The organism is Chryseobacterium indoltheticum, assembly GCF_003815915.1.
Taxonomy (GTDB): Bacteria; Bacteroidota; Bacteroidia; order Flavobacteriales; family Weeksellaceae; genus Chryseobacterium; species Chryseobacterium indoltheticum.
The window spans coordinates 2,765,160-2,779,424 of record NZ_CP033929.1 but is presented as its reverse complement, the minus strand read 5'-3'; the positions used below and the strand labels follow the sequence as shown (position 1 = coordinate 2,779,424).

Below are 14,265 nucleotides of genomic sequence, written 5' to 3'. Positions count from 1 at the left end.
TAACATTTTTTAACACTATAAATTCCATAAAATTCCGTAATTTTGCACAGCGTGATTTTCAGGTAAAGTCACATCAAATTATGAGTAAATCAACCGAATATATAGAAGTTTACGGAGCTCGTGAACATAACCTTAAAAACATCAACGTAAAAATTCCACGCAACGAATTGGTAGTAATCACCGGGCTTTCGGGAAGCGGTAAATCATCATTGGCTTTTGATACGATTTTTGCGGAAGGACAGCGTCGTTATATCGAAACTTTTTCTGCCTATGCAAGACAGTTTTTGGGTGGTTTGGAACGTCCTGATGTTGATAAGATCGAAGGTCTTTCACCCGTTATTGCGATTGAGCAGAAAACGACCAACAAAAACCCCCGTTCTACCGTAGGAACGGTAACAGAATTGTACGATTACCTGCGTCTTTTATATGCGAGAGTTTCTGATGCTTATTCCCAAACGACAGGAAAAAAGTTGGTAAGCTATACCGAAGATCAGATTCTTGATGCCATTAAAGAAAATTATAAGAACGAAAAAATCATGTTGATGGCGCCCGTTGTTCGTTCCAGAAAAGGGCATTATCACGAACTTTTTGTTCAGATGGCCAAAAAAGGATACGGACAGGCAAGAATTGATGGTGAATTGACGGATATTGAATATGATCTAAAACTTGACCGTTACAAAACCCACGATATCGACATCGTAATAGACCGTTGGATAATCGGAGAAAGTGCCTCAGAAGCCAGAATGGAAAAATCTTTGCGCACGGCAATGGATATGGGCGAAGGCTTAATCGGAATTCAAAAATTGGGAAGTACAGAGATCGAATATTTTTCAAAAAATTTAATGGATGCCGAAACTGGTCATTCATTAGCTTTACCCGAACCGAATACTTTTTCTTTCAACTCACCAAAGGGAAGTTGCCCAAGCTGTAAAGGTTTAGGAACGATTAAAAAGATCAACACCGATTATTTTGTTGAAAATCCCAAATTGTCTATCAATCAGGGTGGTTTGTTGCCATTGGAAGATATTAAATCTAATAAATATATACTTTCTCAAATCAAAAATATTCTTGAAATTTTCGGTTTAGGATTGGCGACACCTTTTAAAGATATTCCGGAAGAAGCGTTGGATTATATTTATCATGGTTGTAACAAAGAATTTAATAAAGATTTAAAATACGCAGGAATTTCCAAAAAAATTAAAATCAATTTTGATGGTTTGATTCCTTTTATGGAAGAATTGATTGAGGAAAGAGAATCTTACGAAGCAATTTTGCTGGAAAGACATTTTACAACGGAAGAAACTTGCCCGGAATGTAAAGGAGCTCGTCTTCAGCCTTCCAGTTTGAGTTTTAAAATCGATGGGAAAAATATCGCTGAGGTCAACGGTTTGAGTTTATCAGACTTAAAAGAATGGTTGGACGATGTAAAAGATAAATTTTCAGAAAAAAATTCGATTATTGCGCATGAAATCTTAAAAGAAATCGAAACCAGACTTCAGTTTTTACTGGATGTAGGTTTAGATTATTTAAGTTTGAGCAGAAGTTCAAAAACCCTTTCTGGTGGAGAATCTCAAAGGATTCGTCTGGCAACACAAATTGGTTCTCAGTTGGTAAATGTACTTTATATTCTGGATGAACCAAGTATCGGATTGCACCAAAGAGATAACGAAAGACTGATTAATTCATTAAAAAATCTTCGTGATATCGGAAACTCTGTTTTGGTTGTAGAGCACGACAAAGATATGATCATGGAAGCCGATGAGGTTTTAGATATTGGTCCGAGAGCCGGAAAATTTGGTGGCGAAATTCTTTGGCAGGGAAAACCGAAAGATTTGCTAAACGCTGATACAATTACCGCAGATTATATTACCGGAAAAAGAAAAATTGCCATTCCGGAAGTAAGAAGAGAAGGAAATGGGAAAAGTATCGTCCTAAAAGGTGCTACAGGAAACAATCTTAAAAATGTAAATCTTGAAATTCCCTTAGGAAAATTGGTGGTAGTTACAGGAATTTCAGGAAGTGGAAAATCTTCTTTAATTAATGGAACTTTATATCCGATTCTGAACAAACATTTTTACAGAGCCGTTCAGGAGCCTTTGCCATACAAAAAAGTGGAAGGTCTTGATAATATTGATAAAATCGTAGATGTAGACCAGACACCGATTGGTAGAACGCCACGTTCAAATCCTGCAACGTACACAGGAATGTTTACCGATGTCAGAAATCTATTTTCAGAATTGCCTGAATCTAAAATTCGTGGTTACAAACCTGGAAGATTTTCTTTCAACGTAAAAGGTGGAAGATGTGAAACTTGTCAGGGAGGAGGTTTGAAAGTAATTGAAATGAACTTTTTACCGGATGTATACGTTCATTGTGAAACCTGCAACGGAAAACGTTTCAACAGAGAAACTTTGGAAGTTCGTTATAAAGGAAAATCGATTTCCGATGTGTTGGATATGACGATTGATGAAGCGGTAGATTTCTTCCAGCCGATTCCTAAGATTTTTGCAAGAGTGAAAACTTTGCAGGATGTTGGCTTGGGTTACATTACAATGGGACAGCAATCGACTACACTTTCCGGAGGTGAAGCCCAGCGTATAAAACTGGCAACAGAATTAGCAAAAAGACAAACAGGAAATACTTTATATATTCTTGATGAACCGACAACGGGACTTCATTTTGAAGATGTAAAAATCTTAATGGATGCCATCAATAAGTTGGTAGAATTAGGAAATTCATTCATCATCATCGAACATAATATGGATGTCATCAAATTGGCAGATCATATTATTGATGTTGGACCGGAAGGTGGAAAATATGGCGGAGAGATTATTGCTAAAGGAACTCCTGAAGAGATAATCAAGTCGAAGAAAAGTTTGACAGGGAAGTATTTGAAGAAGGAGATGTAACTTGGTCTCATACTTGCCTTATCTAAAAAAAAATCTTATGAAATCAATTAAAATTTATTTAGCTCTAATGGCTTTTTCGTTGACCATTGTGTCTTGTGAAGTAAGGTCATCAACGCATGTTAAAGCTTCAAAATCAAAACCTATGCCTCCTGGGCAAGCTAAAAAGGTTTTTGGGACAAAATCTGCAAAACCATTTGCTCCGGGACAAAATAAGTAAGTAATTACAGAATTATATAAAGCTACAACTGATGTTTGTAGCTTTTTCTGTTTAAAAGTGATTTTAATTTAAAGCTAATTTAATTTCCAATGTTAATAATTCAATTATTTTTAAAGTATAATTAATTGAATATCAATATTTTATATTTCAATGTTAACTCAATGTTAACTCAATGTGAAATTTGTATGAATAATTTTTTATATCTTTGATTTAGAATTCAAAACAAGTTTAATATATAATTTAAAATCAAATGGTTATGAAAAATAAAATTCAAATATTTGTTTCTTCTCTTTTCGCATTAGGATTAACAGCAATCGCAGGTAACGTAAAAGCTCAGACAACATCAAACAATACGATTCAGGAAGTGCAGTTAAATAAAAATGATGCATTCAACGAAATCAGAAGTCTTTTGATGGATAATTTTGATTTTACCAGCTCAGATTACAAGCAAGGAATTGTAAACTCGGAAGTGAAGTTTGATATTGCAGAAAACGGTAAAATTGTAAATGTTCGTTCAAAAGGTGACTGCAAAAATGTAAGTAAGGAAATAGAAAATGTGCTTTCTCATCTTCAGTATAAAGTGGATGCCAACAAGCTGAATGAAAATATGCTGGCTTCATCTTTTGTAATGCCTGTAAGAGTAGACATCAACAATAGATAATTAAAATAAACAAACGATATGATTTTCTTTAAACTGCTTGAAAAAGCAGTTTTTTTATTTCCGCTAATTGTATACATTTGATCTAAATTTTCTATACTTTGAATCCTATTCTTGATGTCGTTGTCCGTTCGCTCTGCGTTTACCTTTTTATGGTAATCGCAATCCGTTTGTTTGGGAAAAATCAGCTTTCACAACTCAACGCAGGAGATGTAGTTTTGCTTTTGTTGATTTCAAACGCCGTACAGAATGCAATGGTTGGTGAAAATACGTCCTTAGAAGGTGGAATTGTAGCGGCGCTTGTTTTATTTGCTGCTAATTTTACATTAAAAAGATTAATGTTTGCCAATCGTGGTTTTGCAAGTTTTATGGAAGCAGATCCTGTAATTTTGGTGAAAGATGGGAACGTGGATCAGGTTGCTTTGAGAAAAGTGAAAATTACTTTTGATGAACTGAATGAAGCAATCAGGGAGCATGGAGTAGAAACGCTGGAAAATGTAAAGCTTGCTATTTTGGAAGTAGACGGAAATATCAGTGTGATTTCTGAAGATAAAGATGATCAACAGACTCATTATTCCAGAATTAAAAGAAAAAATAAAAGAAAATATCATTAAAAAATGAATTACGAGATAAGAGAAATGCTTCCGCATGACGATACCAGAGTTTTAGAAATCTTTCAACAGGGAATTGATAGCGGAATTGCCACTTTCGACACTGAGCTGCCAAGCGTAGAATCCTGGAATACAAGTTTTCTAAATGACTGCCGATGGGTTTTGGAAGATGACAACAGTGAAGTGATTGGATGGTGTGCTTTAAAACCTGTAAGTAAAAGAGATTGCTTTAGAGGTGTTGCCGAAGTAAGTATTTATTTTGATAATAAGTATGTTGGGAAAGGTTTGGGTTCGGTTCTTTTGAAAAAACTGATTCTCGATAGTGAAAACCACGGATTCTGGACTTTACAGTCAAATATTTTTCCTGAAAATGAAGCATCCATAAAATTTCATCAGAAAAACGGATTCAGAATGGTAGGTAAAAGAGAAAAAGTCGGTCAGCTTCACGGTGAATGGAAAGATCTTGTTATGTTGGAAAGAAGAAGTCCGAATGTATTTTAAACATTAAAATTACAGAACTCCTTTGGCATTTTGATTGTATGATTACAGCATAATTATAAATCAAAGTGTATGAAACTTCTGAAAAATACAATCGCTATCATCATTACAGCAGGATTTATTTCTTCCTGTATTCCACATCCAGGCAGAAGACCGATGCCTCCCGGGCACGATAAAAAAGTTGAAAAATTAAAAGAACATCATCCGAGCAATCGAAATAAATAATAGTCTGATTATTTGATATTATTGAGCTAATACTTTTTTGGCATTATGATTGTAGTCATAAATCTCAGAAAAATAAAAAGTAAGATTTATGAAAGGGTTATTAAAGATAGTTGGAGCAGTGATGGTAATCGGTACTATGCTTGTTTCTTGTGTCGTTCACGAACATCACGGCAGAAGACTTCCCCCTGGTCAGGCCAAGAAAGTTTATGGCGGAAGTGCAAGGTATTACGCTCCGGGACATGCTAAAAAGAGAGTTTATTATTATGATAAGCATGATAACGGACGAAGAAAACATAAAGGTCACCACGGTAGACACTAAAATAAAAGCCCTGATTTCAGGGCTTTTTTATGATTTATACTTAAAATTTCTTCTTCTTAGGATTCAATGAGGTGTTAAAAATCATCACGTCTTGTCCGAACTTTGTTTCAATTCTTTCAGTGATGTTTAATAATTCACTTTCCATAAATTCTGTTCTTTTTTCTTCATCATCAAAAATCAAAAGAAGATTGTAATTTTTACCTTCGTCTATAAAATCACTGTGCACTTCAGATAAGATATACTTATCAACATCCATCAGGTTTTCTGTCATTAAAACTAAAGTTTCATCCACATAGTTTTCCCACTCGTCCAGGCTGGTTTTTACGCAGTGAAAAGTTATACTTAATACACTCATATTTTAATATTTTTTAAGATAATTTTGCTTGATTTCTCAGGCAAAAATCGGTAAAAATTTTGTAACTTAGCACGTTATTAATTATTCAAAATAAATAGTTTTCAGACCAATTTTTAAAAGTCTGATTATCATTACAATAAAACTTATATATGCAAAAAGAAGGAGAGAGATTAATTCCTATCAACATTGTTGATGAAATGAAATCATCTTACATTGATTATTCGATGTCGGTTATTGTTTCGAGAGCATTACCGGACGTAAGAGATGGTCTTAAGCCAGTACACCGAAGAGTGCTTTATGGTATGTATGGTTTGGGGGTCTTCTCAAACAGAAAATATTTGAAGTCAGCAAGAATTGTTGGGGATGTTTTAGGTAAATATCACCCACATGGAGATTCTTCAGTTTATGACGCAATGGTAAGAATGGCTCAGCCCTGGAGTTTACGTTATCCACAGGTTGACGGTCAGGGTAACTTCGGTTCGATGGATGGTGATCCGCCTGCAGCAATGCGTTATACCGAAGCAAGGCTTAAAAAAGTTTCAGACGAAATTTTATCAGATCTTGATAAAGAAACGGTTGACTTTCAAAATAACTTTGATGACAGCTTAACTGAACCGAGCGTAATGCCTACAAAAATCCCAAATCTTTTGGTAAACGGTACTTCTGGTATTGCGGTAGGTATGGCGACGAATATGGCGCCTCACAATCTTTCTGAAGCTGTAGATGCAATCAGTGCATATATTGATAACAGAGAAATTACGATCGACGAGTTGATGCAGCATATTGTTGCTCCGGATTTTCCTACGGGTGGAATCATCTATGGATACGACGGGGTAAGAGATGCTTTCCATACAGGAAGAGGAAGAGTGGTTCTTAGAGCAAAAGTAAGCTTCGAGGAAGTACACAACAGAAATGCAATCATCGTAACAGAGATACCTTATCAGGTAAACAAAGCTGAAATGATTGCCAGAACTGCTGAGTTGGTAAAAGATGAAAAAATTCCGGGTATCTATGAGATCAGAGATGAATCAGACAGAAACGGGATGCGTATCGTTTATGAATTAAAAAATGACGCAATTCCTAATGTTGTTCTGAATTTATTATATAAATATACTTCACTACAAACGTCTTTCAGTGTAAACAACATCGCTTTAGTACACGGAAGACCAGAGCAGTTGAATTTAAAAGACATTATTCACCATTTTGTTGAGCACAGACATGTGGTGATTGTAAGAAGAACAGAGTACGAGCTTAGAAAAGCTAAAGAAAGAGCCCACATTCTTGAAGGTTTCATGAAGGTGATCGGTTCTCAGGATTCTTTAGACAGAGCGATTGCAATTATTCGTCACAGTGCCAATCCGCAAGGTGCTAAAGAAGGTTTGATTGAGGCATTTGAATTATCAGAAATTCAGGCTCAGGCAATTCTTGATCTTCGTTTGGCTCGTCTTACAGGAATGGAGCTTGATAAGATCCGCGATGAGTACGATGCTATTATGAAAGAGATTAATAATTTAGAAGATATTTTGGCTAATGAACCAAGAAGATTCCAAATTATTAAGGATGAATTAATTGAAATAAAGGAAAAATACGGCGACGAAAGAAGAACAGAAATCGATTATTCAGGAGGTGAGATGTCTATCGAAGATATTATCCCGAACGAAGCGGTTGTTCTTACCATTTCTCACGCAGGATATGTGAAGAGAACATTGCTTTCAGAATACAAAATTCAAAGTAGAGGTGGTGTTGGTAATAAAGCGGCAACAACGAGAGATTCAGATTTCTTGGAGTATATCGTTTCTGCAACCAATCACCAATATATGTTGTTCTTTACAGAAAAAGGGAAATGTTATTGGTTAAGAGTATTTGAAATTCCTGAAGGTTCTAAAACGGCAAAAGGAAGAGCAGTACAAAACTTAATCAACATCGAGCCGGATGATAAGATTAAAGCATATATCAGAACCAATGATTTGAAAGATGTAGATTACATCAACCAAATGAGTGTGGTGATGATTACTAAAAACGGTACGATTAAGAAAACATCTCTAGAAGCTTACTCAAGACCTAGGGTAAATGGTATCAACGCTATTGAGATCAGAGAAAACGATCAATTGCTAAGTGCTTATCTTACTAACGGTGAATCTCAGATCATGATCGCTACTAAAAATGGTAAATGTATTCGTTTCCCTGAAGAAAAAGTAAGAGAAGTGGGTAGAGGATCTATCGGTGTTCGTGGTATTACGATGGAGGAGAATGATGAGGTTATTGGTATGATTGTTGTGAACGATCTGGAAAATGATACAGTTCTTGTCGTATCTGAAAAAGGATATGGTAAGAGAACAGCGGTTGAAGATTACAGAATTACCAACAGAGGCGGAAAAGGTGTTATTACATTAAATATTACTGAAAAAACAGGTAATCTTATTGCTATTCAAAATGTTACAGACGAAGATGGGTTGATGATTATCAATAAATCTGGTGTTGCTATCAGAATGAATATGGATGAAATGCGTGTGATGGGTAGAAATACTCAAGGGGTAAGAATGATCAATCTTAAAAAGAATGATGAGATTGCAGCGATCGCAAAAGTTGCAATGGATAAAGATGTGGAAGAGGATATAATTGAAGGAGAAGAGTCTGTGGAAAATATTCCAACTGAAGAAGACACTTCCACACAAACAGAAAATAATGTAGAAAATGAAAATCCGGTTGATGAAACTGAAAATTCAGATTCTGAAGAATAATAAAAAATAATAAAATTCTTATTTATGAAAAAGCTAATTTTAGGTATAGCAATCGTTTCTTCTGTTTTTGCTTTTGGGCAGAAAGAAGAGAAAAAAGATGTAAATGCTCAGGTTCAGGCTACTAATAAAGCAGCGATGGATGCGTATAATGCAAAAAATTATACGGTTGCAGGACCCAAGTTCATAGAACTTTATGATTTGCTTAAAGCAAACGGTCAAGAAGATAAAACATATAAGTATTATGCTGGTTTAAGTTATGCATTGGCAAATAACTTGGATGAATCGATTAAAATTTATACTGATTTAATCAATTCTGGGTATACGGGAGTTCAGACAACCTATACGGCAAAAGAAAATAAAACAGGGCAGGTATCTGCTTATGATAAAGCTACATGGGATTTGTTGAAGAAAAGCTCATCAAAAGATTACTCTGATTTTAAAACCGAGCAAACTAAAAGTGTAGAGCCAGATTTATATGAAACTTTGTCAACATTGCTTTTAAATGCAAAGAAAAATGACGAAGCTTTGGCATTAATCGAAAAAGGTTTAGCTAAATATCCTAATAATGCTAAATTAAAAGAGTATCATGGTTCAGCTTTATACGCAACAGGTAAGACAGATCAATTCATGTCAAATCTTAAGGAGCAGTTAGCTAAGAATCCTAATGATGCTACAAATTGGTATAACTTAGGAGTTTTGCAATCAAAAACTCCCGCTACAGAGGCTGATGCTGTTGTTTCATTTAACAAAGCAATTGAATTGGCTTCTACTGATACTAAATTAAAGGATAACGCTTATCAAAACTTAGTTTATACAACTATTGGTGACGATTCTAAAGCGGTTGAAGAAATCAATGCAATAAGAAAATCAGATCCGGATAAAGCGACAACATTAATTGAGGCAAGAAAAGAGAGATTCAATAAAGCTTTACCTCACGCTGAGAAATGGTATCAGGCAAGTCCTAATAACATCGATGCAGTAGGTGTTTTAAAAGACATTTACGGAATGTTGAAAAATCAGACAAAAGTTGCTGAAATGAAAGCTAAAGAAGCTGAGCTTCAGGCTAAAGCTAAGTAATCTTAAAAGATTTATATAAAATCACAACTTTTTAGATCACATTACATAAAAAAACTTGTTGAATTTATCAACAAGTTTTTTTATGTTTAATTTCTTGCTCCCATTCTCCAATGACTACCGTCTCTTGGAGGATCTGGGCAATTATCTGTGTCAGAAGTCAACCAATGTGCGCCGTCTCTAGGAGTATTAGGATTGGGCGGGGGTGGTGGTGGTGGGGGTGGACAGTCCTTATTATCAGCACCTAAAAAACTAATTTTTATTGGTTTATAGTCAACAACTGTAGAATTAATTCCAGTTTTAGATGGTTCTTGACTTTCTTGTAGCTTTAAAGCTATTTGTGGTTGCTCATTTTCTATTAACATTTCTTCAGTTTCTCTACAAGAAATACTACAAAGGGCAATTGCGATCAGACTGATTGAGATAATCTTTTTTTTCATCATGTTGGTTTTAAAAATTTAATACTTCTAATATACTAAAAATAATAATATACAGATGTCTATAGAATTGATTTGACAAAATAATTTTAATTTCCAGAATTAAAATACAAAAAACCTGCTGAATAATTAGCAGGTTTTTTTATTATCAAAATTTTAGTTTTATTTTCCTTTCCAGTGAGTACCATCTCTTGGAATATCTTTTGGTCCATTATCTGTATTAACTTCAAAAAGTAATGATAGAGAATCAATTTTTTTTGTTTCATTGGCATCATCTACTTTCCAATGTGTTCCGTCTCTTGGAGGGTCAGTTTCCAGACCTTCTACTACCAAAGAATCACCACTATTTTTTTGAAGTTCTTCATTAGAATTTTGTTTTAAAGATGACTCAAAAGTATCCTCTACTGGGTTTTCATCATCTTGCCTACAACTAATTGTGGAGATTCCCACTGCTATGAGGCTGAGTACAATAAATTTTGTTTTCATTTTATTCTAGGATTAATGATTATATTTGTTCTTAATAAGCTGTTCGAAAATAGTTAAATATATATATAATTGCAAATATATCTCGGTACGATTTATAAATTTTTACCCTACAAAAATACAAAAATTTAAATAAATGATATGTTAAATAATTACTCTGGTTACCCCGCAATAGCTTATAATAAATAGTTTTTATGTATTTTTGAATAAAATTTCTTAGAAATATCTGATGATTAAAAGAATTTTTACGTTTAGTTGCTTCTTCATTATTAATATGATGTATTCGCAAGATTATTACTCAAAGCTTAGAGAAAAGTACTGGGCTTATGAGGAAAATGATCCTAAGGCATTTGTATTTGTAAATCAATATATTAAAAAAGCGAAATCAGAAAACAACTATTCCGAACTTTTTCAGGCCTATAAAGATGCAATCCTATACTCCGAAAAGCATAAAATGATTTATGCAGATAGTGCTTTAATTGTCGCTAAAAAATCTGGAAAAAATGATCTTATTGGACAAGCATTTTTAAGTAAAGGTGCTATTTATTATTTTAACCAAAGAAAATTCCAATATGCTCTAGAAGAATATCTAAAAGCATATGAATATCTAAAGGATTCTAAAAATGAATATTTAAAATACCAGAATATTTACCATATAGGTGTTGTAAAAAGTTATTTAGGCTACTATGATGAAGCTCTTGAAATATTTGAACAATGTATCAATTTTTTTGAAACCAAGATTGATGGAGATATTAATGAAAATCAAGTTTTTAATAGTACCAAAGGTTATTTAAATTCTTTACATCAGGCGATTATTTGTTATCAAATGCTCGGTAAGAATGCAGAAGCCGCTAGTTTGTTAAAAAAAGCAGCAGAAAAAACTCCAAAGACAAAAGAATTTTACTTAGAAAAAAGTTATTTTACAAAAAGTTTAGGCGTTTCTGAATTTAAAAATAAAAATTACAAAAAAGCAATTTATTATTTTGATAAAGCTCTACCTGAACTACTCAAGGTTAATGATTTTACATGGGCTTCATATATTTATTTTTATAAAGGTAAAAGTTATGAGCTTCTGGGTGATCAAAATCTTGAAGTGGAAAATTACAGAAAAGTAGACTCTATATTCAATAAAAATAAATTTATTCTTCCAGAATTACGAAGCAATTATGAAGAATTAATCGAATATTATCGAAAAGGTAATAATCATAAAGAGGAGTTATATTATACCAATCAGCTTCTTAAGGTAGATAGTGTAATTTCGTCAGATTTTAAACATCTTTCTACGCGCGTTTATAAAGAATATGATACAAAGAAGCTTTTAGAAACAAAAGAAAATTTAGAGAAAACTAATTCTTATAGTAAATTACTCATATTTATTTGTTTAGCAATTATTATAGCATTAGGAATTGTAATGTACTTCAGAATCCGAAAACAAAGGAATATCCAAATAAACTATAACGAATTATTAATAAAGCTTGAAGAAAGTAATCAGAATGAAGTAGTTGATGCTCCTGTAAAATCTGAAGTAATTGATTCGGGGGATAAAAATATAAAGTTTGATAGCAGTATTGTAGAAAAGCTTCTCAATGATATTCATACATTCGAAAATAAACAAGGTTATTTGGAACAGGGAATAACGCTTAAGAAGCTCGCAGAACAGTTTAAAACAAACACATCTTATCTTTCACAAGTTATCAACGAATATAAAGGAAGCAATTTCAACACTTATATTAATGCTTTAAGAATCAACTACGCAACCCAGAAGATTTATCATGATAAAGAGTGGAGAAAGTACTCTATTGAGTCTATTGCTTCAGCTGCCGGTTTTAGCAACAGACAAAGTTTCTCAAATATTTTCCTTGAACAAAATGGGATAAGACCAGCTGATTTTATTAAAAAGAGAATTAAAGAACTCGAAGATCAAAATAATTCTTAACTGTAAACGTTAAACGTATTCAAATGAAAACCGAACCTTCAAAGAAGATTCGGTTTTTCTATTAATAGAATGTGATACTGGTGTCTAATTTAGAATTGTAGAGAACAGGGTTCTTTTTCCTAGATTGTCAGAACCCTGATGTTCTACATGAAAACTGAATGATGAAAAGTTATTATATATGAATGATTTAAGTGTCTTGTTTTATCTGTAACAAATATATCATCATAAAATTTCATCAACAACTTATTGTGGGGGCTATTTATAAATCGTGACATAATAATTAGGATAGAATATCAAAAACAATAATTTTAATTAATTGAATATTAATTAGTTTAAGTGTTTGATGGCTTGGTTAATTTTTAACTTTATATTTTGTCTCGTACAGATTTCTATGGCGAATTAAAACTTAAATTGAATATATTTTGCTAGATGCTCGAAAATTTTTAATAATAAAATTCTATAATTAGCCTAAAAAAAAGCTGAATATTACTATTCAGCTTTTCTAATTTTATTAATTATTTTTTCTAATCTAAAGGTTTTCTACCAGAGATAATATTGTAAAGAACTACAATTACTGCAATTACTAATAGTACATGAATTAAATAATTGGTACTCATTCCGGGTATAACGTTTAGCATTCCTAAAAGCCAAACAATAATACAGATAACGGCTACTAACCATAATAAGCTTTTCATAATAATATTTTTTTAAGGTTTATATCTTGTTATAAGCATATTGTGTGCCTTTTTATAAAAATGCGAATATTTTTAATTGAAGCCTCTATTTTATATTTACGGAATCTAACAATTAAAACTCTATATAAATTGAAAAATTAACTATATTTCATAATAAGAATAGTTTTTATGAAAGATTATTTTTGGCATCACCAAAGAAGAAAGGCCTGAGGATATCTTCAAAATTATAAAGTCCCTTTGAGTAGTTTTTGAGTTGTTTTGCCACAAAGAGTGCACCGCTTCCGAATGCTTCTCTGGAAATTGATTCATGAACCAAACGCACTGTTTGATAAGGAAATCCAAAGATTACCTCATGTTTTCCCACAATTCCTCCCGCACGGACTGAGCTGATGCTATTTTTCTCTATATCTAAAGTTTCTGCTATTTTAATTGCGGTTCCTGAGACACCGCTTTTTGCTTTAAAATGCTCTTCAACAACTTCTATATCTACATCTGGAGCGATATTTTTCAGAAGGCTTGCTGCAAATAAAAGATAATTGACACCTAAAGTTATATTCGGTGACCAGAAAACCGTATTTATTTTGGAAAGTTCCTTTAAAAGTTTTATTTCCTCATCTCCATAATGAGAAATTGCAGAAATAATTTTTATTTTCTGTTCAGATGCAGCTTTTCCATATTTATAAATACTTTCTGCAGAAGAAAAATCTATAATTGCATCTACCGGATGTTTACTAAAATGTTCATTGATCTCTATACTTTGTTCAGAAAATACAAGAGCCTTATCATTGGATTTTACATCAAGTAATTCTTTTACAGATGTATTTTCCATATTCCTGCTGCTCCTTAAAACCCATTCAAGACTAAATTCAGGGTTTTGCAATATTACGTTTGCCACTGCTTTTCCGGCTTTTCCAAATCCTATTAAACCTATTCTCATAATTAAAAATTTGTAGTGTTGGTAATTTAATCTGTAAGTTATGAAAATATTTTTTTGAGAATTTCAAAAAAGCAGCTATTTGTATACACTATAAAATGTATAAAGTTTAAAAATAAGTTTGACGAATAGAAACGGAAAGTATAGGAAAAAATTAAACCCTCCGAGTCGGA

At 33.0% G+C, this 14,265-nt stretch carries 15 protein-coding genes; 10 read left to right on the top strand and 5 right to left on the bottom strand.

Going from position 1 to position 14,265, the window contains the following annotated elements:
• Positions 1-80: 80 nt before the first annotated feature.
• The 7 genes from uvrA to EG358_RS12865 all read left to right on the top strand — a co-directional run bounded on the left by uvrA (position 81) and on the right by EG358_RS12865 (position 5,437).
• Complete coding sequence (gene uvrA, locus EG358_RS12890) at positions 81-2,909, top strand: excinuclease ABC subunit UvrA (protein ID WP_076558701.1); 2,829 nt, start codon at positions 81-83, stop codon at positions 2,907-2,909.
• Positions 2,910-2,946: 37 nt separating this feature from the next.
• A complete protein-coding gene (locus tag EG358_RS12885) occupies positions 2,947-3,126 on the top strand; it encodes a hypothetical protein (protein ID WP_076558844.1) in 180 nt (59 codons plus the stop codon).
• A gap of 256 nt (positions 3,127-3,382) precedes the next feature.
• Positions 3,383-3,787 carry a hypothetical protein gene (locus EG358_RS12880; protein ID WP_076558699.1) on the top strand — a complete coding sequence of 135 codons (405 nt, stop codon included), beginning with the start codon at positions 3,383-3,385 and terminating at the stop codon, positions 3,785-3,787.
• Between the two features lie 98 nt (positions 3,788-3,885).
• A complete protein-coding gene (locus EG358_RS12875) occupies positions 3,886-4,398 on the top strand; it encodes a DUF421 domain-containing protein (RefSeq protein ID WP_076558697.1) in 513 nt (170 codons plus the stop codon).
• Between the two features lie 3 nt (positions 4,399-4,401).
• Positions 4,402-4,896 carry a GNAT family N-acetyltransferase gene (locus tag EG358_RS12870; protein ID WP_076558696.1) on the top strand — a complete coding sequence of 165 codons (495 nt, stop codon included), beginning with the start codon at positions 4,402-4,404 and terminating at the stop codon, positions 4,894-4,896.
• 69 nt (positions 4,897-4,965) lie between these two features.
• Complete coding sequence (locus EG358_RS19675; RefSeq protein WP_159436358.1) at positions 4,966-5,118, top strand: hypothetical protein; 153 nt, start codon at positions 4,966-4,968, stop codon at positions 5,116-5,118.
• A gap of 88 nt (positions 5,119-5,206) precedes the next feature.
• On the top strand, positions 5,207-5,437 hold the full coding sequence (locus EG358_RS12865) for a hypothetical protein (RefSeq protein ID WP_076558694.1): 231 nt from the start codon (positions 5,207-5,209) through the stop codon (positions 5,435-5,437).
• Positions 5,438-5,477: 40 nt separating this feature from the next.
• On the opposite strand, the gene EG358_RS12860 is transcribed toward EG358_RS12865, so the two are convergent.
• On the bottom strand, positions 5,478-5,792 hold the full coding sequence (locus EG358_RS12860) for a DUF4286 family protein (protein ID WP_076558692.1): 315 nt from the start codon (positions 5,790-5,792) through the stop codon (positions 5,478-5,480).
• A 149-nt stretch (positions 5,793-5,941) separates the two neighbouring features.
• On the opposite strand from EG358_RS12860, the gene gyrA reads away from it, so the two are divergent.
• Together gyrA and EG358_RS12850 are read left to right on the top strand one after the other, a co-directional pair.
• Positions 5,942-8,533, top strand: a complete 2,592-nt coding sequence (gene gyrA, locus EG358_RS12855) for a DNA gyrase subunit A (protein WP_076558691.1) — start codon at positions 5,942-5,944, stop codon at positions 8,531-8,533.
• A gap of 24 nt (positions 8,534-8,557) precedes the next feature.
• The gene (locus tag EG358_RS12850) at positions 8,558-9,610 is read left to right on the top strand and encodes a tetratricopeptide repeat protein (protein WP_076558689.1); all 1,053 of its coding nucleotides are present in this window, start codon (positions 8,558-8,560) and stop codon (positions 9,608-9,610) included.
• Between the two features lie 86 nt (positions 9,611-9,696).
• Here EG358_RS12850 and EG358_RS12845 read toward each other — a convergent pair whose 3' ends face one another.
• Together EG358_RS12845 and EG358_RS12840 are read right to left on the bottom strand one after the other, a co-directional pair.
• Positions 9,697-10,047, bottom strand: coding sequence for a hypothetical protein (locus tag EG358_RS12845; protein WP_123890107.1), 351 nt, complete (start codon positions 10,045-10,047; stop codon positions 9,697-9,699).
• Between the two features lie 159 nt (positions 10,048-10,206).
• A complete protein-coding gene (locus EG358_RS12840; RefSeq protein WP_076558686.1) occupies positions 10,207-10,530 on the bottom strand; it encodes a hypothetical protein in 324 nt (107 codons plus the stop codon).
• 271 nt (positions 10,531-10,801) lie between these two features.
• Between EG358_RS12840 and EG358_RS12835 the strand changes: the two genes are divergently transcribed.
• The gene (locus EG358_RS12835; protein ID WP_164462481.1) at positions 10,802-12,463 is read left to right on the top strand and encodes a helix-turn-helix domain-containing protein; all 1,662 of its coding nucleotides are present in this window, start codon (positions 10,802-10,804) and stop codon (positions 12,461-12,463) included.
• A 524-nt stretch (positions 12,464-12,987) separates the two neighbouring features.
• Here EG358_RS12835 and EG358_RS12830 read toward each other — a convergent pair.
• Together EG358_RS12830 and EG358_RS12825 are read right to left on the bottom strand one after the other, a co-directional pair.
• A complete protein-coding gene (locus EG358_RS12830) occupies positions 12,988-13,158 on the bottom strand; it encodes a lmo0937 family membrane protein (protein WP_115596431.1) in 171 nt (56 codons plus the stop codon).
• Between the two features lie 166 nt (positions 13,159-13,324).
• Positions 13,325-14,095, bottom strand: coding sequence for a 4-hydroxy-tetrahydrodipicolinate reductase (locus EG358_RS12825; RefSeq protein ID WP_076558682.1), 771 nt, complete (start codon positions 14,093-14,095; stop codon positions 13,325-13,327).
• Between the last annotated feature and the right edge of the window lie 170 nt (positions 14,096-14,265).